The following is a 26,419-nucleotide window of genomic DNA, read 5'->3' as shown; positions in this document are numbered from 1 at the left end:
CCGACAAACATTTAGTATAGAAGGATTGCTATGACGAAAAAAGAGCTTGGAGCATTGATGATTGCAATAGGTTCAGCTTTTGGAGGAGGTTTCCTGCTAAATAACATTCTCTATCAAGACGGTTATTTAGTATCCAAAGCGGCAGAAAATAAGTTCAAAGACGCACAACAACAGATCAATAATCACGTCTTGCAGTCTGGTTCTGGCGTGTGGACTTGTTTTATAGCTGGAAAGAAGCTTACCATTGACGGTGGGGTCGCCAACAATCAGGCAGACCTACGCAAAGTAATTGAGGCGGGATTGACGGATGGCTCCTGCCGCGCACGCCTTACCGCCCAAAATGTCAAACCAGCAGAAACGGCTCCTTCCCCACGTTAGGGAGAGAATAAACAGCTTGTGTATCCCACTCAACACGAGCGTCATTCCCGCGAAAGCGGGAATCCCGTTTGTTTTACGAATTCTCCGTCAGTGCAGCCCCTTTTCGTCAAACATCTTCAAAAAAACGGGATCCCCGATCTTCGCCTTGCTGACGCAAGGCTCGTCGAGGATGACGATAAGGTAGAGAAGGGAATACTGGATACTGAAATCCCTATAGCTTCCTTGCCTCTTCGACCAACAAAAGCGGGATTCCGTCTTTGATCGGGAAGGCGAGGGCGGCCTTATCGCTAATCAGCTCTTGCTTAGCCGCGTCATAGCGAAGCGTCGTTTGCGACACGGGGCACACCAGCATCTCAAGAAGCTTGGGCGATACGGTGCGAATGTTGGTGGGCGCGTCATCGTTCATGGCCTTGAGCCTCCTGCAGTTACGAAAAGAGAAGGGTGGAGAGTTTCTTGCGTCCCTCTACCGTCGCGGGGTGATCAAAGCCCAAAGCCTCAAACAGTTTGACCACTTGCTGACGTGCGCCATCGTCCTTCCACTTTCTATCGCGCCGGACAATCTCAAGAAGTTCATCGATAGCCGTTTGAACGTCCTGCGCGGCATAGGCCGCCATAGCCAGATCAAAACGAGCCTGATGATCGTTGGGGGCTTTGGCTAGTTTGTCTTTTAACGCTTGCAGTGAGCCTCCGGTCTTTTTCGCCTGTGCTGCCAGATCCAGCGCCGTGCGAATTGGATTCAGTATTTTATGGCCAGCCAAGGCAGGCGCGGCGCTTTCAAGCACCATCGACGCCTTTTCCGTTTGGCCGAGCGCCAGCATACAGCGCAAGATTCCCGCAAAGGCCTCAACCTGATCGGGGGCCTCATGAAAAATATCCGTATAGATAGAGAGAGCGGTTTCAGCGTCACCCTCTTTTAATAGCGTGGCCGCTTGTAAAAGGGCTTTATCCAAACCATCACTGTCCCCGCCACCCGCGCCCGTTGTTTGGATAAGCTGCGCCAACCACTGCTTGATTTGCGATTCAGGCAGAGCGCCCATAAAGCCATCAACAGGCTGACCTTTATAAAAGGCGAAAACGGCAGGAACAGACTGAACCTGCATTTGCGCCGCGATTTGCTGGTTCTTGTCGATATCAATCTTGGCCAGCTTGACCGCGCCCTTTGTCTCACGCACCACTTTTTCCAACGTGGGCATAAGCTGTTTGCACGGCCCGCACCAAGGCGCCCAAAAGTCCACAATCACAAGCTGCGTGCGCGAGGCGTCCAGCACCTCGGCCTTAAAGTTGCTAAGCGTTACATCCACGCTGGTAGGGGCGGTGGTTTCTGTCACAAGCGTATCATTCATAAGTTAATCCATAAGAATAAGGGGGAGCATTCGAGGGATTATGCGCTAGGCCTTTGCCTTTTAGCAAATAAGAAGCCTTTAGGGTCAAAAAACATCAAAAAAGGGTCAAAAAGGGGTATCTAAAGGCTTGCAATGTCCGTTTCATTCTGTATTATCGGCGCACTTTCAGAAGCGGGTGTAGCTCAGTGGTAGAGCACGACCTTGCCAAGGTCGGGGTCGCGAGTTCGAGCCTCGTCACCCGCTCCAGTTTGGACTCCGGCCTTCGCCGGAGCGATAGCTTTCCTAGGCTCGTCACCCGCTCCAAAAGACATAAAAACATCATAAAACGGGCGCACAAATCAGGCGCCTTTTTTTGTGCTTATATCCTTCGAGAATGAAGATTTGGTTTTTGCAGACAAAAAAGAAACAAGAAAACTGGATCCCCGCTTTCGCGGGGATGACGCTAAAGGGAAATGCGGCCACAAAAAACACTGTCACTCCCGCGAAAGCGGGAGTCCCGTTTGTTTTCTTTGTCGCTCCCTCACTCTTGAAGAGTTTTGAATATAAACAGAAAAACCCCATGCGCATTCACACAGCCCTTTTCTTTCTTTCCTTGGTCCTGATTCCAAGCACGTCATGGGCGCAAGGCGATGCGCCTTTAGTAGGCTTGTGGGAAACGGAAGATCACGATGCCGTTGTGCAATTCTATGCGTGCGAAGATCGCTATTGTGGACGCTTTTACTGGCTGAAAGACGATACGGCAGAGAATCCCTCTCTTGACGATCATAACCTTGACCCCGACAAAAGGAAAAAGCCGCTTTGCGGTCTGACGTTCTTGGGCGGTTTTTCTCCGCAGGAATCGGACAACTATACAGGTGGGTGGATTTATAGCCCGCGTCACGGAAGCACCTATAGCGCCGCCCTGCATTTAGTGGATCAAAACACATTGGCAGTGCGCGGCTATATGTTCTTTTCTTTTCTGGGTGGCGGCCAAACATGGACGCGCACTGAATCGATTTCCCCATGCCCTCTCATTCATAAGTCCCGCCCTTAAAATTTATGACAAATTGTTTTTACTTCCCTATTGAGGCCAATTTTTATTGCGCATGTATGACAAACATCGTTTTTCTTATATAAAAAACGATGAAAATAATAAAAAGCATAGTTTTGTGTGTAGGAAATACACCGCTGGTTAAGAAAATAGGGGAATACTAAGCTTATCGCGGCTATGCCGTAAGCATTGGGTGTTGTGATGAAATACGATGTCAGCTCTACCCCTGAGGTTATGACCATCGTCATGGAAGGTGATTTTACCTTTCAAGATTCGCATTTTTTCAAACAAATCCTGAAGGCTGTTAAAAAGGACGGCGCGGGCAAAGAAATCAGAATTCATATGGGGGAGCTTAGCTCTATGGATTCAACCGCTTTACGCCTTTTTATGCTGGCGCATGATCTCTCTAAACAACTCCACAGTTGCCTTTTCTTTGACCAACCCAAGGGACAGGTTTTGCGGTCATTAAATGAAGCCGCGCAATGGAATGTCCTGAACATCGCGGCCTAAAAACAGTACTCCTCATATTAAACTTTGACTGCGACCTCTAATTCATTGGAATGGTCGCCTTTTTCATTTTTTTACGCTGCCTTTGTTTTTAAAGGACCCAATTTTTTAACTAAAGTCCTGAATTTCTTTGTCGAAAATCACTTTCTGGTCTTGCGCGAATCAAACGAAAGGGCTGATATGGTGCGCATGATTCCTTTCCTGATCATCACACTAGGGTAGGTAGCCCGCGATGTTTCGGGGAAAGTGACAAACGTTATGGAGGACGAGAAGATGATCAATTTGTCGATGGCTGAACCTGACAACATGCTACGCCCCCGTATTACAGTCGTTGGGGTTGGCGGCGCAGGCGGAAACGCTATCAACAACATGATCCGCTCCAGCCTTGAAGGATGCGACTTCGTCGCGGCGAACACGGATTCTCAGGCGCTTGCCCAATCGCTCGCGGGTCGTAAAATCCAGCTTGGTATCAACCTCTCACGCGGTCTTGGCGCGGGATCACGTCCCAACATCGGCTGCGCGGCAGCAGAAGAAGCGCTCCCCGATATTATGTCGCTGCTTGATGGCTCGGATATGCTTTTCGTAACAGCGGGCATGGGCGGAGGCACAGGGACAGGCGCAGCGCCCGTCATTGCGCGTGCCGCGCGTGAGGCCGGCATTCTAACGGTTGGCGTTGTCACCAAGCCTTTCCACTTTGAAGGCAACAACCGTATGCGCATGGCAGAAGAGGGCATCGCCGAGCTGCAAAAATATGTTGATACGCTGATCGTTATTCCGAACCAAAATCTTTTCCGCATCGCGAATGAACGCACCACCTTTGCCGAAGCCTTCCGCATGGCGGATGAGGTTCTGCACTCTGGCGTGCGCGGCATTACCGATCTGATGGTCATGCCCGGCTTTATGAACCTTGACTTCGCCGACGTTAAAACGGTGATGGGCGAGATGGGCAAGGCGATGATGGGCACGGGCGAGGCCGACGGCGACAACCGCGCGATCCTTGCGGCAGAAGCGGCCATTTCCAATCCTCTGCTTGACGATATTTCGATGAAGGGCGCACGCGGCGTTCTGATCAACATCACGGGCGGCCTTGATATGACCTTGTTTGAGGTTGACCAAGCCGCCAACCGCATTCGCGACGAAGTGGATCCTGAGGCTCAAATCAAGGTTGGCTCGACCTTGGGCGACAATCTGGATGGCCGCATTCGCGTTTCTGTTATCGCAACAGGCATTGATGTCGATCAAAGCACCTTTGTCGGTGATACGCGTGGTGCCAACACACACTCAAGCGCGGTGAAGCCAGCAGTTCGTGTCATGCAACAAAGGGAAGAAGTGCGGCCTGCCGCCACGGTTTCGTCGGCGAAAGTGACAGCTCCTGTAGAGCCCGTCGTGCAGGATGAGCCGACCGTTTCCGCAGGGCCAACAACGACCTACTTCACCATGCCCACTTCTGTATCGCCAAGGACAATGACTGCCGTTAAGGCTTCCTCTATGACGACCCGACAAGAGGAGGAGGCTGCTCCCTCGGAGCATAAACACACCTCTTCTGAAACGACCATGGGCTATGGGGCAACCGCCTACAAAACGAGCGTCGCGCCGTTGCCGGTACGTGAGATTCCACCCGTTCAGCAGGCGGGGCGGCAGCGTACCGCCACCACAACATCGACGGGCCCGACTTCTTCGCGTAGCAGCGGAGCCGAGACAGCCAGCGATATGCGTATTACGCAACTGACGGCAACCACCACACAGGCCGCTGCACCAAGCGGCATGCCCATTAATCAGCGGGCTCAATCTCTCTTCCAACGGATCACAGGCTTTGGCCTTGTACGCCCTTCGGCGACGCAAGACATGGAAGATGATCTAGACTTGGAAGAGGTTGGAAAGCGTCAGTCTGATTTAGACATTGATCCATCGGATCGTCAGGCTTTGTCGAACGGCGATTCCGATCTGTTGGACATCCCCGCCTTTTTAAGACGGCAAGGCAACCACTAAAGCTTTATCGCCAAGGTTTGTTCTAAAAAAAAGGGGGGCTTATAGCTCCCCTTTTTTTGCCTCTTGCCATAGGGCCTCCATCTCATCGAGAGAGGCCTCGGCAATGGGCTGGCCACGCTGACGCAAAGAATCTTCGATGAAGCGAAAGCGACTTTCAAATTTTTGATTAGAACGACGCAAAGCACGTTCAGGGTCAATCTCCAAATGACGCGCCAGAGTAACCACGACAGAAAGAACGTCTCCAAGCTCCATTTCTAAAGCGTCGCGGTTTGTGTTGGCTTTAATTTCCACTTCCAACTCATCCGTTTCCTCACGGATTTTTGCAATAATGTCCGTTGGATTTCCCCAATCAAAGCCAACACGCGCCGCGCGTTGATGAAGTTTTAACGCACGCGATACAGCGGGCAGGGCGGTATTCACATCATCCAAAACGCTGTGTGCCCTAGCCTCGTCCTTGGCTTTTGCGGCTTTCTTGGCGGCCTTATCAGCTTCCCAATTCTTTAGAACGTCGGCGGCTGTTGAAACGCCTGCGCGGTCACCAAACACATGCGGATGGCGCTCAATCATCTTGTGCGCCTCACGCGCCGCAACATCATCAAAGGAGAAGAGGGCCGTTTCCTGCGCAATTTCGGCCTGAAAAACGATCTGAAGGAGGAGGTCGCCCAGCTCCTCGCACAGGTGGTCATGATCGTCATTTTCGATGGCTTCGACGACTTCATAGGCTTCCTCAAGCGTGTAACGCGCCAGCGATTTAAAGTCCTGTTTGATGTCCCACGGACAGCCAGTTTCAGGGTCGCGAAGCTTACGCATCACGTCAAGAAGCTGATCGATGCCTCTGGTTTTTTGAGAAGTTTCGTCACGGACTTCCGTCAACATCTCTTTACTCATCCTTGCTTACCCTTTCTTTGCACCGACCAAAACGCGCCATAGAGTTGTCGCATAAGATATATTATGTTAAATTACATGTTAGGGAGCGAGGCAAAGGGGAAAGGTGATAGAACGCCCCATAACACCTTATTTCATGCCCGATTCAATCAAAGGATCAATGCAGGCCGCGATTTGCGCTGCCACAGGGGCCTGCGCCTCGGCGGCGTTGATAACGGCCATACGCAGCGGTTCTTGCGCGGCTAACGTCAAAAAAGCTTGCCGCAAAACGTCATGGAAAGCCGTGTCTTGTTGCTCATAGCGATCCTGCGCCGCGCCGCTACGGGCGTTCATGCGCTGCAAGCCAGCCTCAACCGGCAGATCCAAAACAAGCGTCAAATCGGGCCAAAAATCGCCCGCTATTTGATGATAAAGCGCGTCTATCACGTCCACGCCAAGCCCCAGACCAATCCCCTGATAGGCCCGCGTGGAATCGACAAAGCGGTCAGAAATAACCCAATGGCCAGCCTCTAGCGCTGGCCAAACCGTTTTGGTCAAATGCTCACGCCGCGCCGCCATAATAAGAAAAACTTCCGTCAGCGGATCCCAAAAACCTTGATGTTTGGATAGCCAAAGCCGCCGAATATCTTCGGCCCCTGCCGTGCCGCCAACCTCACGCGTCGCAAGCGCCTTGATCCCACGCTGCGCCAGATGATCGACGATCAGGTTCACTTGCGTGGATTTTCCAGCGCCCTCGCCACCTTCTAGCGTTATAAAGCGACCGCGCCCCATAGGCTTTTATTCCTTGCCAAGCTTGCGTTTGATTTTGTGCCATAAGGCGTCAAAGAATCCCAGCGTGGGAACATCCTTGGCCGCGACCAGCGCGACTTCTTGAGCTTCCATATTCGTGCCCGTGATAGTGGCCTTGCCGATTTTCTGACCCTTTTGGATCGGGGCTTGCGTCTCGCTATCCATAACGACATTCACCTTCACGCTGTCCTTCAGCGCGCGCGGCAAGCTTTTAGAAATCGTCTTTTCCGGCACGACAGGAACGGTTGTCTCAACGCCCAGCCAAACCTTAGCCTCACCGACTTTTTCTTCCGCGTTAATGATGTTGTAAAGGCCGTATTCGCGATAAGCCCACTCGATCAGCTTGGCCGGTTCATCGGCACGTTCCTGCATCGATTTCAGGCCATTCACAACCGTCATGATGCGCCGCCCATCCCGCAAGGCCGAGGAAATAAGACCAAAACCAGCCACTTCCGTGTGGCCTGTTTTTACGCCATCCACGCCCATATTCCGGTACAAAAGCGGGTTGCGATTGCCTTGTTTGATGTTGTTATAGGTAAATTCCTGCTCGGAATAATAGTGATAGTATTGCGGAAAATCGCGGATCAGCGCCAGCGCTAAGATCGCCAAATCCCGCGCCGAGGCATAGTGCTGTGGATCGGGCATACCCGTCGCGTTCGCAAAATGCGAGTGTGTCATCCCCAGAGCTTGCGCCTTGGCGTTCATCAGCTCGGCAAAGCTTCCCTCACCGCCCGCCACGGCCTCGGCCAGCGCTACGGCAGCATCATTGCCCGACTGGATGATCACGCCACGCACAAGATCCTCAACCTTGACCTGCTCGCCCACCTTGATGAACATGCGCGAGCCTTCTTGCTTCCACGCGGCTTCGCTCACCGTGATCATGGAGTCCATGGATAATTTGCCATTCTTGATCGCCTCAAACACCAAATACATCGTCAGAACCTTGCTCATCGACGAGGTCGGCATGGGCGTGTCGGCATCCTTGGCGAACAGGACATCACCCGTTAACGCTTCGATCACGACAGCCTGCTTGGCCAAGGTTTCAACAGGCGCAAGGCTGGGGACAGCCACAGTCGTCGGTGCAGGCGCAGGCGTTTGCGCAGAAGCGGGAGAAATCGCAAAAAGAAAAAAGGAAAGAAGGTAAAAGGCCACGGTACGTTTCATCTGAATCTTCATCTTTGAGAGAGTCCTTCCAAGCTGTTTTCTAATCGACAATAATGCGAGCGCCCTGAGCCCCCGCACCAACGACCTTTTTAAGGGTTTTATCGGCCAGTGCGACGGAATCAATCGGCCCGACTCGGACTCTATAGTATTTGACGCCCTTGACCAAGGCCTCGACAACGTTAACAACGCCCGTTTTCTTTAAGCTTTGCTGCAGCCTCTGCGCATTGCCGCTATTCGTGAACGCGCCCGCCTGCACAAATATCTGGTTCTTACCCGTCACGGGCAGCTGCACATATTCGGCCACAGGCTTGACCGAGGCCATCGTCATCGACGTCGGCGCAGGTTGAGGCGGCGGCAGCGCATCAAGCGGCATGACCTCAACCGAGGCATTCGATGACGTGAACGGTGAAGACGTTGTTGGCTGATGAGCCTGCTGGGCCGAGGCGACGATTTGATCCGTTGTCTTTGTCGATGAACCGCCATAGGAGCGCATGGCATCGGCGATGGCTTTGCTTTCATCGGCTAAAACTTGCACGCGCACTTTGGCCGTCCCTTGCCTTTCAAAACCCAAAAGCTGCGCGGCGCGTTGCGAGACATCGATCACGCGCGCGCCAGAAAACGGCCCGCGATCATTAACGCGCACAACGATAGAGCGCCCATTCTCAAGGTTGGTGACCCGTGCGAGGCTGGGCATCGGCAAGGTTTTATGCGCCGCCGTTAACTCATTCTTGTTATAGGTTTCGCCGTTGGCGGTTTTGAGTTCATGAAAGTCCGCGCCATACCATGAGGCAATGCCCGTCTCGTCATAGCTGTAATCTTCTTTGGGGTAATACCAGTTATCTTTAATTTGATAAGGCTTGCCAACTTTGTAATAGCCCGCGGCTCCGGGTGTTCCTTTGGGAGAGTAATGACTTCCGCGCCCTCCCCCACAGGCTGACAGAAAGCCCAGCAATAGGACGCACGCGATGCGTAGGACAAAACGACGTTTTGATGCGCTAAAACGGAAGGAAAAAAAAGAAAACGGGATTCCCGCTTTGCCCTTTCGCCCGCCGCAAGAGCGGCGGGACGAGGGCGCGGGAATGACGGGGTTATTGTTTTTTTTCAATCCAACACTTGTCATCCCCGCGAAAGCGGGGATCCCGTTTAGTTTAGATAGTTTTTTATATTGAAGCATTTTTGGTTTGTTTCCAAATTTTCAGCAACCTATTTAGGCTAGCCCCTAGTGCGCTCTAGCGCATTCGAAAACAGGCCAACCGCAGTGGCAAAGTAAGTGGAGCGATTCCACTTCATCAACGCAAGGAAGTTATCATAGACCAGAAAGCTGCGTCCACCCACGCCATCGGGTTGTATAAGATAGGCTTTTTCTTGATCGGCGGTCAGGGCATGACCAGAAAAGTTACGAACGCCCTCCTTTTTCCACACGGCCAAGTCTTGAGGCGTTTCCAAACCCAGCAGATTGGCGGGAACGGGACGGAGGGTAATGACCTCTTTGCCCCAGCCGATGCCACGCTTCCATCCCTCAGCGGCCAGATAGTTTGCCATCGAGGCAAAAACATCGCCAAGATTGTCCCCGATGTCGCGCCGCCCGTCGCCATCGAAATCCACGGCATAACGCCGGTAGGTGGAGGGCATAAACTGGCACTGCCCCATCGCGCCCGCCCATGAGCCTTGCTGCAAAAACGAAGGCTCACCGCCCTCCTCATCCATGATGTGCAAAGCCTCAACCATTTCCTTTTTAAAGAAGTCGGCGCGGCGGCCTTCATAGGCCAACGTCGCCAAAGAATTGATCACGGAATTATCGCCGCGATTATCGCCAAAGCTGCTCTCGATCCCCCAAAGGGCAACAATCGTTGACGCCGGAACGCCATACCGCGCCGCCACAGCATCCAAGACCACACGATTTTCATCCAACAAGTCACGCCCCTTGCGAAGCCGCGCCTCGGGCAGCGTATTTTTAAGATATTGCGCGAGGGTTACTTTGTGTTCGGGCTGCTTGCAGTCAAGCTCGATCACGCTTTCATCAAGGGTCAGCGTCGGCCAAACCTTTTCCAAGGTCGCGGGCGCAATGCCCTGCGCGATCATCTCTGGCGCCAGTTGGTCTAGCCACGCACGGAATCCCTGCTGGTCCTGCGCGAAAGCGGGGTTCATAAAGGGAGAAAGTAAGAAAACAAAAGAAAGCGCTTTTAGAAGTTTTGCCGTCTTAAAAGACATGATTTCTGCGCCCTTTGTGTTGTTTAAACTTCCATCCCCAAAGCGGATTTGTACAAATCCAACAATTCCTCTTCTTCGCGACGCTTTTCAACTTCCATCTTACGAAGGCTAACGATTTTGCGGATGATTTTAATATCAAACCCTACACTTTTAGCCTCGCCATAGACATCTTTAATATCTTCCATAACAGCGGCTTTCGATTCTTCAAGCTTTTCAATACGAAGAATAAAAGAACGCAGACGCTCGCTGGAAACTTCGCCGGAAGATTCTTTGGTCATGGTGAACACTCCTGAATGGTATAAGGAAAATAAGAGCCGTTTTCTAATGCCTTCGACTTCAAAAAGAAACCTTTTTCTTTTTTTCTAATTATTAAGAACTCGAAAAGGATAATGTTGTTAGAATGATATGTCCCGACTCGCTCCCTAAAGAGAAAACCCTATGCCCTTCATCCTCCGCGATACATCAGGGAAAGTTGTTCGCGCCTCTGTTCAGTCCATTCATGGCGCAGAGATGGTTCCTTATGACCATCCGGATCTAACCTCTTTTCTGGAGCAAAACGGTCAAGACCCCAAGAAAATTGAAGAAGCTCTATTCGAATTACGGCGCACCGACGCCGAAATGTCCCGCGCCGTCGAAGATGTCGTGATGGCTCTCTTGAAAAAAAGCGTTTTAAAAATGACGGATTTACCAAAGCCTGTGCAAGACCGCATGGCTTTTCGCGTAAAATTGCGCGTGATGATCCAAGATTCCTTTGATCAGGCTTCAGGGCATAACAGCGATGCGTTCTCGTTCGGCTCTCCGGCAGATTCCACGCGCACCTATTCCTCAAACCCTTATGAAGTTCATTAATGAAAAAGATAGCCAAAGCATTTTTCATGGTAGGCCTATTGATCCTTTGGCTGTTTTTCTCAATCGGCGTCGGGGTTCTTTTTCTGGCGGCCAAGGAATCGATGGGCTGGAACGTCTTTACCTACACGGGCTTTCATGCGGTGTCTCATTGTTTGCAGCAAGAAATCTCCCGTGCCGTTGGCAAGCCTTAAAGGCCACGGCCTTCTTCACCATAAATTAAGCAAAACGACATAAGAAAAAGGGGGTCTTATGTCGTTTTTTGTTGTTCAGCGCTTGCGATTCGGCGTTTTTTCGCCAATAGTGGGCAGGATCTAACAGGGAGTTTTTCTATGCGCCGTCCTCTTATCGGTTTTTTTGCTGTTTTGGCTCTTGCCGCTTGTTCCACCTTCGTCTCGACAGCCGAGTTCTGGCGTCCGATCAGCGAACCCAATATCCTGATGCCGCTGGAAAAAGCGCAAAGGAAGCTGGATTTCGATCTTAGCCAATGCACCTGCGGCATTTACCCTGCCAACGTCCCGCAGCCTGAGTTGGTACAATTCCAACCGGAAAAGCAGCGCTACGCTGAAACAGCGATTGTTCGCACAATGAAGGGCAGCAGCGCAGAGTGCAAGCAACAACCCAGCCTTGTGGTTGCCGAGTGCATGCGCGCGCGTGGGTGGGAGGTCACCTCTTGCTCTGGCCGCATGCCTTTAGCGGGCGGTGGCGCTCTTTGCGCAGCCGCGACGGCGGAATAAGCGGCCATGATCCCTCGTTATGCGCGTCACCAGATGACGCAGATATGGGAGCCTGAGAACAGGTTCCGTATCTGGTTTGAGATTGAAGCCCATGCTTGCGACGCTCAGGCCGAGCTTGGCGTGATTCCCGCTTCTGCGGCCAAAGCCGTTTGGAAAAAGGGCAAGTGGGACATTGCGCGGATCGATGAGATTGAGAAGACGACACGCCATGACGTGCTGGCCTTCCTGACCGATCTGGCGGCGTCTATCGGCCCCGATGCCCGCTTTGTGCATCAAGGCATGACCTCCAGCGACATTTTGGACACCACGCTCTCCATTCAAATGAAACAAGCCGCCGATCTTCTGATCGAAGGGCTTGACCACGTCATCGCGGCTTTGAAAAAGCGCGTGGATGAAACCATCGACATCCCGACAATTGGCCGCAGCCACGGCATTCATGCCGAGCCGACCAGCTTCGGCATCAAGCTGGCCAGCCACTACGCCGCCTTTGCACGGGCGAAAAAACGCATGATCGCCGCGCAAAAAGAAATAGCGACCTGCGCGATCTCTGGCCCCGTGGGGAGCTTTGCTACGGTCGATCCACGCGTCGAAGCGCACGTCGCCAAGAAAATGGGTCTGGCGGTTGAGCCGATATCAACGCAGGTCATCCCGCGTGATCGTCACGCGATGTTCTTTGCGACGATGGGCGTCATCGCCGCGTCGATTGAGAATTTCGCGATTGAAATGCGCCACCTGCAACGCAGCGAAGTGCGCGAGGCCGAGGAACCTTTCGCCAAAGGGCAAAAAGGCTCTAGCGCCATGCCGCACAAGCGCAACCCCATTCTGGCCGAAAACCTGACGGGTCTTGCCCGCATCGTTCGCGCAGCGGTTACGCCCGCGCTGGAAAACGTCGCGCTATGGCATGAACGCGATATCTCGCATTCGTCGGTGGAGCGCGTCTTTGCCCCCGATGCTACGATTGCCCTCGACTTCGCCCTCACCCGCCTCACCGGCCTTATTGACGGCATGGTGATTTACAAGGAGCGCATCAAGGTCAATCTGGAATCCCTTGGCGGCCTTTATTTCTCGCAGCGCGTTTTGCTGGCGCTAACCCAAGCCGGCATGAGCCGCGAGGATTCCTATGCCCTCGTGCAAAGCACCGCGATGAAGGTCTGGGACGATATTCAATCTGGCAAACAGGCCTCGTTCGAAGAGCGCATCAAGGCCGACCCGACCATTCAAAAGAAGGTCGATCACAAAACGCTGAAGGCCTGCTTTGATTTGAAATACTACACGCGCCACGCCCGTAAGGTATGGAAACGGGTCTTAGCGGCGGGTTAAGGGCGTTACGCCTCAAGGGCGTGGGCATGGGATTCGTAATAGTCCTTTTCGGCGGAAAGGACGGTCTGCGCCATTTCCTCGGACTGCTGCCAACGGCGGTGCAAGATATTCAAATAATCGTCTTTGGATTCCGTTGGGCTTTGGGAGGGGTGAGGCTGTACTTGATGGCGGCGGTACTCTTCATAGGTACGCTCAGCCTTCAATTCAAAGTACGTCACTAACTCTTCAATTTCGAGGCGGTTGAATTCCTCCAGCGTTAAGGCCTGACGCACCAATTCGGTAACATAAAGGCCGTAACGCTGTTGAAGCTCGTCAAGCAACATTACATGGACCCATTGGCAAGAGTAACTTTCAGGCCGTCGAGTTCCTTCGTGAAGAAAATCTGACACGCCAACCGTGAATCCTCTGTCACTTCAAACGCGCCGTCCAGCATGCCGATTTCTTCCTCGCTTGCGGCAGGAATCTTATCCTTCCACGCAGGATCGACATAGACGTGGCACGTCGCACAAGCGCATGAGCCGCCACACTGGGCCAGCATGGCAATGCCGCCTTCGCGAATAATCTCCATCACGCTCCACTCCTCAGTCGCGGGGAGTTCGTGAGCCTTGCCTTCGATATCCGTACAAAAAATATGCATCTCTTTTCTCTCGTTTATAGTTACTCGTCTTTACCCAGCTGCTTGTGCAGGTTGCTGGATGATGTCGTGTACTGGAAGCGATAGCGCCGATCAGGATGGACATAAGGGAACGCCTTTTTGGCCATCAGCGCCGCCTCATGGAAGCCCGACAGAATCAACTTCATTTTACCAGGATACACGTTTATGTCGCCAATGGCAAAAACACCCTGCAAATTAGTTTCAAAGGTCGCCGTATCGACGGGAACCAGCTCGTTTTCAAAGGTTATCCCGAAATCGGCCACAGGCCCCAGCTTCATGGTTAGCCCGTAAAAGGCCAGCATGGCATCACAAGGCATCTCAACGGGATCCTTGCCCTCTTCCTTAACGGTGACGCCCGAAATCTGGCCGCCCTGCCCGCTGACGCCCGTGATGGCGGCAATTTTAAGGTCCATCGCACCGGAAGCCACCAAAGCGCGCATTTTGCTGACAGAGTCAGGCGCGGCGCGGAACTCGTCACGGCGGTGAATAAGGGTCACATGCTTGGCCACAGGCTGCAGGTTAATGGCCCAATCCAGCGCGGAATCGCCGCCGCCAGAGATCACCAACGTCTTATCGCGGAAGGCTTCCATCTTGCGAACGGCATAAAAGACGGACGTGCCCTCAAACGCCTCAATGCCCTTGAGCGGCATCTTTTTCGGCACAAAGGAGCCGCCGCCCGCCGCCAGAACGACCACGGGAGCCTCTAGCGTCGTGCCGTTATCCGTCACCACGCGCCACTTGCCTTCGGCGGTCTTTTCCATCTTCTCGGCCATCTGGCCAAGGTGGAAGGTGGGGCTAAAGGGCTTGATTTGCTCCATCAGCTTATCAACCAGCTCCGAGCCCGTGCAGACGGGAACGGCGGGAATGTCGTAGATGGGCTTTTCAGGATAAAGCTCAGCGCACTGGCCGCCCACGCGATCCAGAATGTCGATCAGATGGCACTTCATGTCGTAAAGGCCAAGCTCAAACACGGCGAAAAGGCCAATCGGCCCCGCGCCAATGATAATCACGTCGGTAGAGATCACGTCTTGGGTTGCTTCGGTCATTATAAGGCCCTTGTGGTAAATGCTGCTGTGACAGCGGTCATAAACCACACGCCCGCCCACTTCAAGAAAAAGGTGAATGTTTACGGCTGCGGAGGGGTCACTCCGTTTCCAACGCGCCGCTTAGGGTGCTGGGGCGCTAGAGGAACCGTTTTTTCTGTTTGTGGCTCCATCCGTAGCAAAACAGTTCCGGATTTCAAGGGCAGCACAACCGAATGCCCAGAGGCCAAGATGTCCAGCATCGTTTTGTTTTTCCCTGTATCAACAGACCCAAAAGGGTTGTTTTCCAAAAACACGGGGGCATTGGATGTCTGGGGGGAAGGCAAAGGATCGCTTTTTCTGTCTTGAGGCTGCGCCTCTATCTTCTGCGAAGAAGGCGGTGATTGACGCCTGTTTTTCCAAAGCGCAATGGCCTTTTCCCCATAGTAATCTATGATCTTTACGGCCTCGCTCGCAGCAACATTGACAAGAAAGGCGATGGCTACACCTGTCATAACAAGCGTTTTGAAAGAACCAGCCGCCATCATTCTAAAGGCTATGTATTTTATGTAGGGGCTTGCTCTTAGCGTCTGCGGTTCAAAATCATCGGTAGGAATGCCGTGCCGACTAAATTCTTTCTTTATTTTCTGCTGCCAGCCGGTCAATAAGCTCTTCTGTTCCTTCTTTTTATTTTGGGATTTTTTATTGGCCTCAATTTTCCGCTGTCGTGTCGTTTCTTTTATGTAGGCGCTAACGCTCCATCTATCATCTAAAATAGCATGCGCTGTATCATGTGACATACTGCCATTAGGAATCTTGCCACTAACATCCGCAATGAAACGATCCATTGCAAAGCGAGCGGCTCCATTTTGGGCTCTATTCTTAGATAAAAAAGTCAAAACAATTTTATTGTAAAGATCGTCTGGAATAGAACGAATGGTCATGTGGTATCCTCCCAATATGGAAGCAGTATAATATGAACTGGGTTATTTATTGATTAATTGAAGCCGTTTTCTTGCTTATTTTCCGAAGAAAAAGCCACCTGCTTAATTGAGGTGGCTTATATCTTTTTCTGAATGAACATCAGGGGGCTGGATTATTAAGGCCTCTCCTTCTGTTTGTATCAGCTATAAGTTTTCTCAAAAAGCGATCATGTGCCGCCGCAGACTCTTTTTCCACCCGCTCATCAATCTTACGATAGCGCTTAAGCAGCTCCTTTCTGTAGCTTTCAGGCATTGGCAAAGCATTCACTTCCGCTATATCCTCGGGTAAGTTCTCTCGCCGTTTTCCAAACAAGTTAAATGGATTGAACAAAGACATCGCTTTAGCCTCTTGAAAATTATCTGCGTGCGCGATGCTCATTCTACATCCTTTCCTAAAAAAAGAATAGCGCTCTAATCCACACCAACAGCCTATCGCTATAGGGTTGATAAGCCGTTAATAATCATAGTTAAAAAAGGATTTATTTGCAACAAAACCGCCGATGAAACTATTTTCATCGGCAAAGGTGCATCGCCCCGCATCACGTCCCCGTGAATCGTGGTTCGCGGCCTTCGATATCGGCACGGACGGCCTCGCGGAAGTCGAAGCTGCGTGAGCTTGCGCCGAAATAGGAATGCTCAAGACCCAAGTGAGAGTTCAAATCCTGCTCAAACGCGCGGCTCGCCAGCTTTTTGATCGCGCCATAGGCCTTGGTTGGCCCCGCGACAAGGTGATCCAGCCATACCAACGCCTGCTCATGCAAATCAGCGTCTTCGACGACTTTGTTGACGATGCGAAGGCGCTCGGCACGGTCGGCATTGAACTCCTCGCACAGCATCATAATCTCAACCGCACGGGTGATGCCCAGCTTGCGCGCAAGGAAGAACGAGACGCCGCCATCCGGGGTCAAGGCGTATTCGGCAAAGCGCGTGTTAAACCGCGCTCTTTTCGAAGAAATCACCAGATCGGATGCCAACATAAAGCTGAACCCCGTCCCCGTCACATAGCCATCGATCACGGAGAGAACGGGCTTGTCCATCACATGAAGCTCACGGATTGCCGAGTGATAGGGGAGGATCAACTGATTAGCCTTGTCCAAGGCATCGCTCATGTTCTCCTTGTAAAAACTCATATCAAGGCCGTCCATGTAGTTGTCGGCCGCGCCGCGCAACATAACAGCGCGGACGCTGTGATCCGTGGTGGCGTTCTTTAAAATCGTGAAGAGCTGCTGCGCCATATCCATCGTCAGCGCGTTGGCATGATCGGGGCGGTTAAAGGTTATAATAAGAGCCTGCCCCCGCCGCTCGGTCAAAACTTCGTTCAGTGCCATAACGTATCCCCCTTTAAATAATAAGAAGACTCACTTTGCCCCTGTTAGAGACGCATTTCAAGTCATCTTGCAACAAAGAACGCGACCCCCTATCCTCCACCCATGGAAGTGCTTTTCGAATATACCCAGATTGGGGCGATTATGAAGGTGACGGCGGTTGACGCCCAGACCGGCACGGAAGTCGTGATCCAAGGCCCCGCCTCTATGCCCCAATCGGTTCTACAACGCACGGCGCTAACCAAGTTGCGCTATGTTTTGGACAAAAAGGGGAAGGAAACGGGGCGTTAACGTTGTTTCCCGCCCCCTTCACTCTTTAATTGCCAAGCTTAATGGGTTGATGTAAGAGACCAACTGCGCATGAAACGACTCGTTGAGTAAGAAACCAAACGGGATTCCCGCTTTGTCCTTTCGCCCGCCGCAAGGGCGGCGGGACGAGGGCGCGGGAATGACAGGATTTGTATTTTAATTTAACCCTTTATCGTCATCCCCGCGAAAGCGGGGATCCCGTTTTCTTTTTTCTTTACGCGTCAGTTCATACGCTCGTTGGTATAAGAGACCAGCTGCACATGAAAAGGAATTAAAGACTCCAGAACCGCAGGTGTCTTTTATTCTATACGGAAGTAGCGGACGAATTAAATCACCCTCCCCTTGCGGGAGGGATTGAGAAGGACACCCACGCGCGAAGGCGCGTGAAAAAGATAAGGTTCAACCGCGATCAACCCCGCTGTTGAATGATGAATACGGAGAGGTGGCAGAGCGGTTGAATGCGACGGTCTCGAAAACCGTTGTGCGTGTAAACGTACCGGGGGTTCGAATCCCCCCCTCTCCGCCATTTATGCTATGCAGGGGCAATTGCCCCTGCATAGCATAAACAGACCGCAGGATTCGAACCCCCAAGGGGGTTCGACGACAAGCCAGTCAATAAGGTGGGCGCGAACGTGTACGCGCCCACACAAAAATAAAGGGTCATGGCGAAGACGCGATGGAGGCCGCGAAGCGGACGACATCAATCCCCCCCCTATAAACGTCGCCCGATTGCCCTCCACCCGTCATTGCGAGGAGGCCGTAAGGCCGACGTGGCAATCCAGCTGCGCGGCGTCTGCCGCGCAAAAGAGTCATACGCCTCGCAGACGCTCGGCGCTGGATTGCTTCGTCGCGTCCGCTCCTCGCAATGACGAGGCACAATGGAAATTATCCGATTTGACTATGAGCCGAAACTCTCTAAAAGTTATGGTAGCTGTTGACTCGGTCAAGAGCCACAAAGCCAATAGGTGTGGCGTTGTGGTTGTATATCGACTGGTAGGCATGAGAAAAAATGTTTAAGGAGGACTTGGTTATGGTTGGTAGAAACATCTTGAAAGTGATTCTGTTCATCGGAATTTTCGTATGCACAGCGCCTCTTGCTGCGCAAGCAAGTAATGTCAGCGAACTAGAGGTCATAACTAATGCCGCTGATAAAATCTGTGGCATAGTGCCAACAGTTGGGAAGAACGCAAATATTGACGCTAAAGCAAACATAAAAGCCGAATTATCCAAACTTGCAAAGAAACTTGCGGATATGGGGACTTCTGTATCTGCCGGTTATGCAGATACGACCTATGAAGGCCTTGCACAAAAGGATTTGCCTGCAGCGCTCAAAAACAACAGTGATTGTAAAATCAAGGTTGTTGAAGTTCTCAAGGGTTCCGTTTCTGCTAACTCCGTACCAACAGGCTCCACCGCAATTTATATTGGCCCCGGTTCCCAAAACATAACAACGGACAGCAATAATATTTCCGGATACAAGAATGGAATCGTTGACCATGGAAAAAATAATAAACACTTCAACAATGATATCCATAGATAGCATTTGTCGCGCCGGTTACCTCTGCCCCGCCACTTATACCAACGAGCTTATGAACCGACGCGTAAAGAAAAAAGAAAACTGGATCCCCGCTTTCGCGGGGATGACGATAGAGGTTTCAAGTTAAACACAAACCCCGTCATTCCCGCGCAAGCGGGAATCCCGTTTGGTTTCTTACTCAACGAGTCGTTTCATGCGCAGTTTGGTATTATTCTAAGGCCCTACCCACCATGACCTATCGCGGGATCATTATCGAAGTGTCTCTTAGCGACAAGGCTGTGATCGCCAGCATGGCTCTTGTTGCGACGAAGGTTGAGGCGGTGACGCCCCAGCACAAAACGCCACAGGCGTTTTGGACCGTGCGGTGATTAGACCGTTTATTCACCGCATATATTGCGGCGAATTATCTTGATTTTGCGGTAAATAGGGTCTATAATCACCTTAAATAATGCGGTGAATAACCCATCCCTTGTAAAAACAGGACATGATCTATGTGGATACACGAACATCAAGACTGGCCGAAATTTACGTGGGATGCTCAGGCTCTTGCTTCCAAGTTAGCGGATGTGCGCCATCGCCAAGGACTTTTGCTTGGACGGATGGAGGGGCTGGGTTTTGCTCTCAAGCGAGAAGCCAGCCTTAACACGTTGACGAATGACACGGTAAAATCATCGGCTATTGAAGGCCAAACACTTAACCCAGAAGAAGTTCGTTCCTCCATTGCGCGTAGGTTAGGGATCGACATCGCGGGTCTTGTTCCGGCTAGTCGCAGTGTGGAAGGCATTGTCGAGATGATGCTGGATGCCACGCAAAACTTTTCAAAGCCTTTGACGAAGGATCGTTTATTCGATTGGCACGCGGCCTTGTTTCCGACAGGACGAAGCGGCATGCACAAAATCACGGCTGGCAGCTGGCGCACAAAAGAAGCAGGGCCGATGCAGGTTGTCTCTGGCCCGATAGGCCGAGAAAAAATTCATTTCGAAGCACCAAGAGCAGATCGGCTAAACAAGGAAATGAAAGCGTTTCTAGCGTGGTTTGACAGCGGCCACGATATTGATCCGGTTTTGAAGGCGGGTATTGCGCATCTGTGGTTTGTCACGCTCCATCCGTTTGAGGACGGGAATGGCCGCATTGCCAGAGCTATTGGCGATATGGCGCTTGCGCGCGCCGATGGAACGCCAGATCGCTTCTACAGTCTGTCTTCTCAAATTGAAGCTGAGCGCAAGAATTATTACGCACAGCTTGAAAAACAGCAACGCAGCACAGCGGATATAACGGGCTGGCTTAGTTGGTTTTTGACTTGTCTAGGGCGTGCGCTTGCGAATGCTGATACGACCCTAGGCACTGTTCTCTTTAAGTCGCGTCTTTGGGTTAGAATCAATCAAAACCCCGTCAACGAGCGTCAGCGCCTTGTCATCAATCGGATGCTTGAGAACGATTTCAAAGGATTCATGAATACCTCTAAGTATGCCAAACTTGCCAAATGTTCGAATGATACGGCGCTAAGAGACATTCAGGACTTAAAGGAACGAAGCGTCTTTATTCAAAACTCAGGCGGTGGACGCAGCACCAGTTACAGGCTGCCAGATGAAGTTGAATAAGGCATGGCCTCTCGCTGGGCATTCCCGCGTATCAGCTGGATTTCTCCTCTGCCGTTGAAGAATGGACGCGGGCGCAAATATAAAAGGCACAATGCGCATTCTTTTGGCAAGCAGGGGAAGCTTGTGCTATAGGCTTTCGCATGATCACTGACCCCGACCTTTACACCCTTACCCTCACCTGCCGCCCCGATCAGATCGAGGCGGTGGAGGCTCTGTTTGAAGACGACGCGCTAGCCATCAGCATTCTGTCCCCGCCGCGCTGCGCCGCCGCGCAGGTTGAGGCACTGCTGGACGGTGAGCCTGCGCCCGCGTGGGTTGAGGAACGCTTGCACGGGATGGACAATGCGCCGTCCTATACCATCGCGCCCGTTGGCAATCTGGATTGGCTTAAAAAGGTGGCACAGGATTTTCCGCCGCTTCCCATCGCGCGATGGACGGTTTATGGCGCAGCGCACCGCGACAAAATAACGGATTTCAGCGCGGCCTTGCAGATCGACGCGACCTCGGCCTTTGGCACGGGTGAGCATCCCACCACACGCGGCTGCCTAGAGGCGCTGGATCGCCTGTTGAAGGACAGCACGATTCCTCAACCCCACAGCATGCTGGATATGGGCTGCGGCTCTGGCATTTTGGCGATGGCGTTTGCCAAGACCGTGGACAGCGGCATTGCGCTGGGCGTCGATATGGATGAGCTGTCCGTCACCATCGCGAATGAAAACGCCGCGATCAACGGCGTGGCAGAGCGCACAACCTTTATCGTCGGCATGGGCTATGCCCCGCCGCTTGTGGCGCAGGGCGCACCGTATGATTTGATCATGGCCAACATCTTTGCCGATCCGTTGTGTGCCATGGCGGGCGATTTGAAAAACCATTTAAAGGTTGGGGGCCACGCCATCCTCTCTGGCCTTTTGAACACACAAGCTGACGCCGTCATCGCCGCGCATCTGGCGCAAGGTTTGACTCTGACCGACCATCAAAAGCTAGGCGAGTGGTCTGTGCTTGTGCTGACTTCCCTTTCCTAATCCTCCCCTTCGTCATCCCCACTCTTGTGATAAGACTTATGTTTGAATTTAACCCACGCTGTCATCCCCGCGAAGGCGGGGATCCAGCTGCGAGCGATAGCGAGCGCATAAAGATAAATGGTAGGCGAGAAAGCCTTCTTTTGTTTTTGACTTATATGCCGCGCAGACGCGCGGCACTGGATCCCCGCCTTCGCGGGGATGACGACTGGGGTGCGGGATGACGTCGTTGGTGTGCAGATGACGACGGTTGAGAAGAATGATAACGGTAGGCTTGCGCTAACGCACCCGATGTGATCAAAATTGGGGCATGACTCATCTTGCCCCCCTCGCTCCCCTCGCCTCGCCCTTTCATGATCGTTTGCAGGCGCTTCGCACGTCCCTGAAAACGCAAGGACTGGACGGCTTTCTTGTGCCGATGTCGGACGAATACCAAAACGAATACGTCGCGCCCTATGCCGAGCGCATCAAGTTCCTGACGGGCTTCACGGGCTCCTCCGCGTTTGTCATCGTGCTGATGGATCGCGCCGCCTTTTTCACGGACAGCCGCTATACCCTGCAAGCACAGAAACAGCTTCCGGTGGGCCTTTATACGCCTATCGATGTCGCCAACAAAACGCTTGGCGCGTGGATGGAAGAAAACCTTCTCTCGCAGATGACGTTGGGCTTTGACCCCACACTTCATTCCACCAAGCAGATTGAGCGGCTAGAGGCCGCCGCCCTGAAACGGGGCGCGCGGCTTAAGCCCGTTCAGGAAAACCCCATCGATGCGCTGTGGCAAGACAGGCCGCTCGCGCCGTGCGAGCCGATTGTGGCGCATGACACGACCTATGCCGGCAAGGCCTCTACCGTGAAGCGGCATGAGCTGGGCGATGAGCTGCAAAAGAAAAACCTGAACGCCGCCGTGATCACCGATCCTGCCTCTGTCGCGTGGCTTCTTAACGTGCGTGGCGGGGACGTTCCCTATACGCCGCTGCCGCTCAGCACCGCTATTCTTCGCGCAGATGGCAGTGCCGAATGGTTTGTGGAGCCGCGCAAAGTCGCGCATAGCCTTGATCGAACCTTGGGCGCTGAAATCACGCGCCATGCACAAGACGATTTCCCCGCCGCTCTGCGCCGCCTTGGCGAGGCCAAAGCGCGGGTTCTTGTCGATCCCGATGAAACCTCGCACGCGACCATCGCTTTGCTGCGCGAAGCGGGCGCAACGCTGGTGCAAGGAAGCGATCCCTGCATCCTGCCCCGCGCGTGCAAAAACAACACCGAGATCGACGGCATGCGCGCCGCGCACAGGCGTGACGGCGCGGCTCTTGTCAAATTGCTGGCATGGCTGGATCAAAACGCGCCGCAAGGCGGCCTCACCGAAATCGATGTCGAAGAAAAGCTGACCGCGTTTCGCGCCAGCGGCACGCTGTATCGCGGCGCAAGCTTTGCCACCATCGCGGGATCGGGGCCGAACGGCGCGATTGTGCATTACCGCGCCCAGAAAGAAACATGCTGCACGCTGGATCAGGGCAGCTTCCTTTTGCTGGATAGCGGGGCGCAATATCTGGACGGCACGACGGACGTGACGCGCACCATTCCCATTGGCGAGGTAACGCCGGAAATGCGTGATCGCTATACCCGCGTGCTGAAGGGGCATATCGCCATGGCCTCCATCCGCTTTCCCGAAGGTACAAGCGGCGCTGAGCTGGACGTTTTGGCGCGGCAATATCTGTGGGAGGTCGGCCTTGACTATGGCCACGGGACGGGTCACGGCGTCGGCAGCTATCTTGGCGTGCATGAAGGGCCGCAAAGCCTCTCGCGGCGCGGGACGACGGCGCTCGCCCCCAATATGGTGCTATCGAACGAGCCGGGATATTACAAAGCCAAGCACTACGGCATCCGTCTTGAGAACCTGCAATATGTGATCGAGCTGTTTGAGATCAGCAACCCTGAGATGAAGATGCTGGGGTTTGAGCCTTTGACGCTTGCGCCGTTCGACCGCCGCGCCATCGCTCTCGACATGCTTTCGCCAAAGGAGACGGCATGGCTGAACGCCTATCACGCCCGCGTGGCCAAGGCCCTGCGCCCGCAGTTGGACGAGGCTTCAGGCAAGTGGCTTCAAGCGGCAACGGCGACCCTGTAAAAGGGCGTTAGGGAAAATCGATTTAAATGAGCCTAGAGCGCGTTAATAGATTTTTTGGCAGGGTATGTGGCCGAGGAGTCGAAATAACGCACCCACGCTCATCCTAAGCGCCGTGAGAGGCATTATAAATGAACATTTCACCCCTATTATCGGAAACACGCCTTAAACGACCTTTTAAGGCGGGTTTATAGGCACAAAAATGGTCTTGAAAGTAATAGACGTAAATAAACAAATTCAGCCAAAGTGTTTTGACTCTCAGAAATCAAGAAAATTGACAGACAAGCTATTTTGATGCTCTATTATGCGGCTCAAGGTGATTTGCCCCTCTAAACTTCAGAAAAATGAGCGTCAAAGATATTGTTACATATTAACACCTTAGAAGGCGAAGAAAGGGTTTTGTGGCATATATGGCTATACCAATCTCAGAGTTAAATTTCGAAAAGGCTGTTCACTATCATTACGATATGTTTCCGCCAGCTTCCCTTGATTACGGAAAGCTTGTCGAGCCGCTGGGGCGCGCCGTGGCTGCAATTGCGCGTTTCGATCAGATGCTTAAAAACATGCATAATAGTGAGTTTTTACTCGCGCCATTGCGCAATCAGGAAGCCGTTATCTCCTCACGTATGGAAGGAACGGTAAGCACAATGGATGAAATTTTAAAGTATGAAGCAGACTATACCGAAGAGAATGAAAACCCTGCCAACGTACGCACGGAAGTGGTTGAGACAATTATGTATCAACGCGCCTTGCGTGCCGCACAGCAATCAATGGAAGACGGTCATAACATTTCAGAATGGCTTGTTCGTGGATTGCACAGCAAATTGCTTTCCTATGGGCGTGGCGCGGGAAAGTCTCCCGGACAATATAAAAATGAGCAAAATTACGTTGTTGATAGGACAAAAAGAAATGTTTTATTTGTCCCTATAAGCCCTGAAAAGTTGACGGATGGGATGCAACAACTTAGCCTCTATATCGCAGAGGGCAACGAGCAAATACTAATTAAGACCGCTCTCGCGCACGTCGAGTTTGAAGCTTTGCATCCCTTTAAGGATGGAAACGGTCGTTTGGGCCGCATGATTATTACACTCATGCTTTGGAAAGCTGGTGTTATCTCTGCTCCCCATTTTTACGTCAGCAGTTATTTGGAAGAAAACAAAGCCCTGTATGTAGACAGGCTCAAAGAGGTGTCTGAAAAAGGCACGTGGACGGAATGGTGCGTGTTTTTTTTGGGTGTTTTGGAGAATCAAGCCGTGCGGAACCTAAAAATTGCCGAAGACATATCCGGCTTGTATGAAAACATGAAAACTGTCTTTGAAGAGAAACTCGGAACACGCTGGCATTTGAGGGCGCTGGATTTTGTTTTCACAAACCCTTACTTTAGAAACAATAAATTTACGGGTATGAGCGGAATCCCTGAATCTACGGCGGCAAAATTCACACGCATATTAATTGATAACAAACTGCTCATAACATTAGAGGAGGCATCTGGCAGACGCCCAGCCATGTATGCGTTTGAGCCGCTCTTAAAATTAGTACGTGTGTAACCCTGACCGAAAAGTATTACCCCCACAGCCCTGCCGCGCCGCGAAGGCCAGCGACGGGGCCATGGACGGCAGGAACAAAAAGCGTCTTAGGATTCTTCGCAATGCAGTACTTCCCCCACTTTTGCGGAACCTTCTTATAAAGATCGGGCATGCCGTTCAGCCCACCGCTCACCACGATGATATGGGGATCATAGGCGTGGATGACCGTCACCATCGCTTTGGCCAGCATCTCATAATAATGATCAAGGACAGCCAGCGTCGCCTCATCGCCTGACCTTGCCAGTGTGGCAATCTGCGGATTGTCGGCCTTCTTGCCCGTCATCGCGGCATAAAGGCGCATCAAGGCGCTGCCCGCCACCGTCGTTTCGATGCAGCCCACCTGCCCGCACCCGCATTCAATCGGCACGCCGTCGGATTCTTCGCGGTAAGGCAAGGGCAGATGGCCAACCTCGCCCACCAAGCCATTCGGGCCGGACACAATCTTTTGGTTCACGACAAAGCCAGAGCCGATCCCTGTGCCAATAATCAAACCCAGAACGGTGGAATAGCCTTTGCCCGCGCCGTCAATCGCTTCGGCAAGCGCCATGCTGTCAGCATCGTTCGCGATCCGCACCTCTTGCTCTGTCGCGGCGGCGAGGTCATCGCGAAACGCTTTTTCACGCGCACAGGAAATACCCACCGAGAAAAAGGCGCCCTGCGCCTGATCGATCATGCCCGCGATGCAAACGCCAAAACGCTCCACAGGCGCTGAGCGCAGCTCAACCCCCGCCACGACACTCGCACACGCTTTGATGAAGGCGTCGTAGTCTTTGGGAGTGGGAACGCTTTGCTGGCAGATCATCGCGCCATGCGAGTCAAACGCCGCGCCCGCGATTTTTGTGCCGCCGATATCAAGCCCGATAGAGATTGTCATACGTCCCTCTGGTTATGGATTTTCACAGACATTATTGTCAGACCAAATGATTTCCAAGAGATAGAAAAAATGAAACGGGACCCCCGCTTTCGCGGGGGTGACGCTGATGGGTTAAAATTAAACACAAAACTCGTCATTCCCGCGCCCTCGTCCCGCCGCTCTTGCGGTGGGCGAAAGGGCTAAGCGG

30 protein-coding genes and 2 tRNA genes are annotated in these 26,419 nt (G+C 52.5%); 17 read left to right on the top strand and 15 right to left on the bottom strand.

All coding sequences use genetic code 11. The annotated features are described in order from the left end of the window. Positions 1-30: 30 nt before the first annotated feature. Complete coding sequence (locus tag WC612_06700; GenBank protein ID MFA6280461.1) at positions 31-378, top strand: hypothetical protein; 348 nt, start codon at positions 31-33, stop codon at positions 376-378. Positions 379-589: 211 nt separating this feature from the next. Here WC612_06700 and WC612_06695 read toward each other — a convergent pair whose 3' ends face one another. Both WC612_06695 and trxA read right to left on the bottom strand, forming a co-directional pair. Next, positions 590-784 carry a Trm112 family protein gene (locus WC612_06695; GenBank protein MFA6280460.1) on the bottom strand — a complete coding sequence of 65 codons (195 nt, stop codon included), beginning with the start codon at positions 782-784 and terminating at the stop codon, positions 590-592. Positions 785-803: 19 nt separating this feature from the next. Then, the gene (gene trxA / locus WC612_06690) at positions 804-1,721 is read right to left on the bottom strand and encodes a thioredoxin (GenBank protein MFA6280459.1); all 918 of its coding nucleotides are present in this window, start codon (positions 1,719-1,721) and stop codon (positions 804-806) included. A 171-nt stretch (positions 1,722-1,892) separates the two neighbouring features. Here trxA and WC612_06685 point away from each other — a divergent pair. The 4 genes from WC612_06685 to ftsZ all read left to right on the top strand — a co-directional run bounded on the left by WC612_06685 (position 1,893) and on the right by ftsZ (position 5,247). Further along, a tRNA-Gly gene (locus WC612_06685) sits at positions 1,893-1,967 on the top strand. 313 nt (positions 1,968-2,280) lie between these two features. Next, a complete protein-coding gene (locus WC612_06680) occupies positions 2,281-2,754 on the top strand; it encodes a DUF2147 domain-containing protein (protein MFA6280458.1) in 474 nt (157 codons plus the stop codon). 198 nt (positions 2,755-2,952) lie between these two features. Further along, positions 2,953-3,261 (top strand): STAS domain-containing protein, encoded by a 309-nt coding sequence (locus tag WC612_06675; GenBank protein ID MFA6280457.1) that lies wholly within the window; start codon positions 2,953-2,955, stop codon positions 3,259-3,261. Between the two features lie 243 nt (positions 3,262-3,504). Next, entirely contained in the window at positions 3,505-5,247 is a 1,743-nt protein-coding gene (ftsZ, locus tag WC612_06670) for a cell division protein FtsZ (protein MFA6280456.1), read from the top strand. 39 nt (positions 5,248-5,286) lie between these two features. On the opposite strand, the gene mazG is transcribed toward ftsZ, so the two are convergent. The 6 genes from mazG to WC612_06640 form a co-directional block, all read right to left on the bottom strand. Beyond that, the gene (gene mazG / locus WC612_06665; protein ID MFA6280455.1) at positions 5,287-6,135 is read right to left on the bottom strand and encodes a nucleoside triphosphate pyrophosphohydrolase; all 849 of its coding nucleotides are present in this window, start codon (positions 6,133-6,135) and stop codon (positions 5,287-5,289) included. A 126-nt stretch (positions 6,136-6,261) separates the two neighbouring features. Next, complete coding sequence (gene tmk, locus WC612_06660; GenBank protein ID MFA6280454.1) at positions 6,262-6,903, bottom strand: dTMP kinase; 642 nt, start codon at positions 6,901-6,903, stop codon at positions 6,262-6,264. Positions 6,904-6,909: 6 nt separating this feature from the next. Next, a complete protein-coding gene (locus WC612_06655) occupies positions 6,910-8,085 on the bottom strand; it encodes a D-alanyl-D-alanine carboxypeptidase family protein (GenBank protein ID MFA6280453.1) in 1,176 nt (391 codons plus the stop codon). 40 nt (positions 8,086-8,125) lie between these two features. Next, the gene (locus WC612_06650) at positions 8,126-9,190 is read right to left on the bottom strand and encodes a septal ring lytic transglycosylase RlpA family protein (GenBank protein ID MFA6280452.1); all 1,065 of its coding nucleotides are present in this window, start codon (positions 9,188-9,190) and stop codon (positions 8,126-8,128) included. A gap of 107 nt (positions 9,191-9,297) precedes the next feature. Then, positions 9,298-10,296 (bottom strand): lytic murein transglycosylase, encoded by a 999-nt coding sequence (locus WC612_06645; protein MFA6280451.1) that lies wholly within the window; start codon positions 10,294-10,296, stop codon positions 9,298-9,300. 23 nt (positions 10,297-10,319) lie between these two features. Then, positions 10,320-10,574, bottom strand: coding sequence for a DUF2312 domain-containing protein (locus WC612_06640; protein ID MFA6280450.1), 255 nt, complete (start codon positions 10,572-10,574; stop codon positions 10,320-10,322). A 160-nt stretch (positions 10,575-10,734) separates the two neighbouring features. On the opposite strand from WC612_06640, the gene WC612_06635 reads away from it, so the two are divergent. The 4 genes from WC612_06635 (at position 10,735) to purB (ending at position 13,199) form a co-directional block, all read left to right on the top strand. Then, positions 10,735-11,145 carry a hypothetical protein gene (locus tag WC612_06635; GenBank protein ID MFA6280449.1) on the top strand — a complete coding sequence of 137 codons (411 nt, stop codon included), beginning with the start codon at positions 10,735-10,737 and terminating at the stop codon, positions 11,143-11,145. A 26-nt stretch (positions 11,146-11,171) separates the two neighbouring features. Then, a complete protein-coding gene (locus tag WC612_06630) occupies positions 11,172-11,336 on the top strand; it encodes a hypothetical protein (protein ID MFA6280448.1) in 165 nt (54 codons plus the stop codon). Positions 11,337-11,474: 138 nt separating this feature from the next. Then, positions 11,475-11,879 (top strand): lipoprotein, encoded by a 405-nt coding sequence (locus WC612_06625; protein MFA6280447.1) that lies wholly within the window; start codon positions 11,475-11,477, stop codon positions 11,877-11,879. Positions 11,880-11,885: 6 nt separating this feature from the next. Continuing rightward, complete coding sequence (purB, locus tag WC612_06620; protein MFA6280446.1) at positions 11,886-13,199, top strand: adenylosuccinate lyase; 1,314 nt, start codon at positions 11,886-11,888, stop codon at positions 13,197-13,199. Positions 13,200-13,204: 5 nt separating this feature from the next. Here the strand turns inward: purB and WC612_06615 are convergent, their stop codons facing one another. The 6 genes from WC612_06615 to WC612_06590 form a co-directional block, all read right to left on the bottom strand. Next, positions 13,205-13,522, bottom strand: a complete 318-nt coding sequence (locus tag WC612_06615; GenBank protein ID MFA6280445.1) for a hypothetical protein — start codon at positions 13,520-13,522, stop codon at positions 13,205-13,207. After that, the gene (locus tag WC612_06610; GenBank protein MFA6280444.1) at positions 13,522-13,836 is read right to left on the bottom strand and encodes a 2Fe-2S iron-sulfur cluster-binding protein; all 315 of its coding nucleotides are present in this window, start codon (positions 13,834-13,836) and stop codon (positions 13,522-13,524) included. Before WC612_06610 ends, WC612_06615 begins: the two co-directional genes overlap by 1 nt. Before the next feature lie 20 nt (positions 13,837-13,856). Further along, positions 13,857-14,900, bottom strand: coding sequence for an NAD(P)/FAD-dependent oxidoreductase (locus WC612_06605; GenBank protein MFA6280443.1), 1,044 nt, complete (start codon positions 14,898-14,900; stop codon positions 13,857-13,859). An 80-nt stretch (positions 14,901-14,980) separates the two neighbouring features. After that, positions 14,981-15,820: a hypothetical protein gene (locus WC612_06600; protein ID MFA6280442.1), complete on the bottom strand. Its 840-nt coding sequence runs from the start codon at positions 15,818-15,820 to the stop codon at positions 14,981-14,983. 139 nt (positions 15,821-15,959) lie between these two features. Next, positions 15,960-16,238 (bottom strand): hypothetical protein, encoded by a 279-nt coding sequence (locus WC612_06595; GenBank protein ID MFA6280441.1) that lies wholly within the window; start codon positions 16,236-16,238, stop codon positions 15,960-15,962. 160 nt (positions 16,239-16,398) lie between these two features. After that, entirely contained in the window at positions 16,399-17,187 is a 789-nt protein-coding gene (locus WC612_06590) for an enoyl-CoA hydratase-related protein (protein ID MFA6280440.1), read from the bottom strand. A gap of 102 nt (positions 17,188-17,289) precedes the next feature. Between WC612_06590 and WC612_06585 the strand changes: the two genes are divergently transcribed. The 8 genes from WC612_06585 (at position 17,290) to WC612_06550 (ending at position 25,319) form a co-directional block, all read left to right on the top strand. Continuing rightward, a complete protein-coding gene (locus WC612_06585; GenBank protein ID MFA6280439.1) occupies positions 17,290-17,475 on the top strand; it encodes a hypothetical protein in 186 nt (61 codons plus the stop codon). A gap of 454 nt (positions 17,476-17,929) precedes the next feature. After that, positions 17,930-18,019: transfer RNA gene (locus WC612_06580), tRNA-Ser, on the top strand. A gap of 504 nt (positions 18,020-18,523) precedes the next feature. Further along, positions 18,524-19,033 (top strand): hypothetical protein, encoded by a 510-nt coding sequence (locus tag WC612_06575; protein MFA6280438.1) that lies wholly within the window; start codon positions 18,524-18,526, stop codon positions 19,031-19,033. A gap of 227 nt (positions 19,034-19,260) precedes the next feature. Then, entirely contained in the window at positions 19,261-19,398 is a 138-nt protein-coding gene (locus WC612_06570; protein ID MFA6280437.1) for a hypothetical protein, read from the top strand. 123 nt (positions 19,399-19,521) lie between these two features. Next, entirely contained in the window at positions 19,522-20,631 is a 1,110-nt protein-coding gene (locus WC612_06565; GenBank protein MFA6280436.1) for a Fic family protein, read from the top strand. Between the two features lie 140 nt (positions 20,632-20,771). After that, positions 20,772-21,653, top strand: a complete 882-nt coding sequence (locus WC612_06560; protein ID MFA6280435.1) for a 50S ribosomal protein L11 methyltransferase — start codon at positions 20,772-20,774, stop codon at positions 21,651-21,653. A gap of 307 nt (positions 21,654-21,960) precedes the next feature. Next, the gene (locus tag WC612_06555) at positions 21,961-23,775 is read left to right on the top strand and encodes an aminopeptidase P family protein (GenBank protein ID MFA6280434.1); all 1,815 of its coding nucleotides are present in this window, start codon (positions 21,961-21,963) and stop codon (positions 23,773-23,775) included. A 407-nt stretch (positions 23,776-24,182) separates the two neighbouring features. Then, positions 24,183-25,319, top strand: coding sequence for a Fic/DOC family N-terminal domain-containing protein (locus WC612_06550; protein MFA6280433.1), 1,137 nt, complete (start codon positions 24,183-24,185; stop codon positions 25,317-25,319). Between the two features lie 16 nt (positions 25,320-25,335). On the opposite strand, the gene WC612_06545 is transcribed toward WC612_06550, so the two are convergent. Continuing rightward, positions 25,336-26,232, bottom strand: coding sequence for an ROK family protein (locus WC612_06545; protein MFA6280432.1), 897 nt, complete (start codon positions 26,230-26,232; stop codon positions 25,336-25,338). Between the last annotated feature and the right edge of the window lie 187 nt (positions 26,233-26,419).

The organism is Bdellovibrionales bacterium (assembly GCA_041662785.1).
In the GTDB taxonomy this organism is placed as follows: Bacteria; Pseudomonadota; Alphaproteobacteria; order UBA9219; family UBA9219; genus UBA8914.
This window is presented reverse-complemented; position numbering and strand designations above follow the sequence as displayed.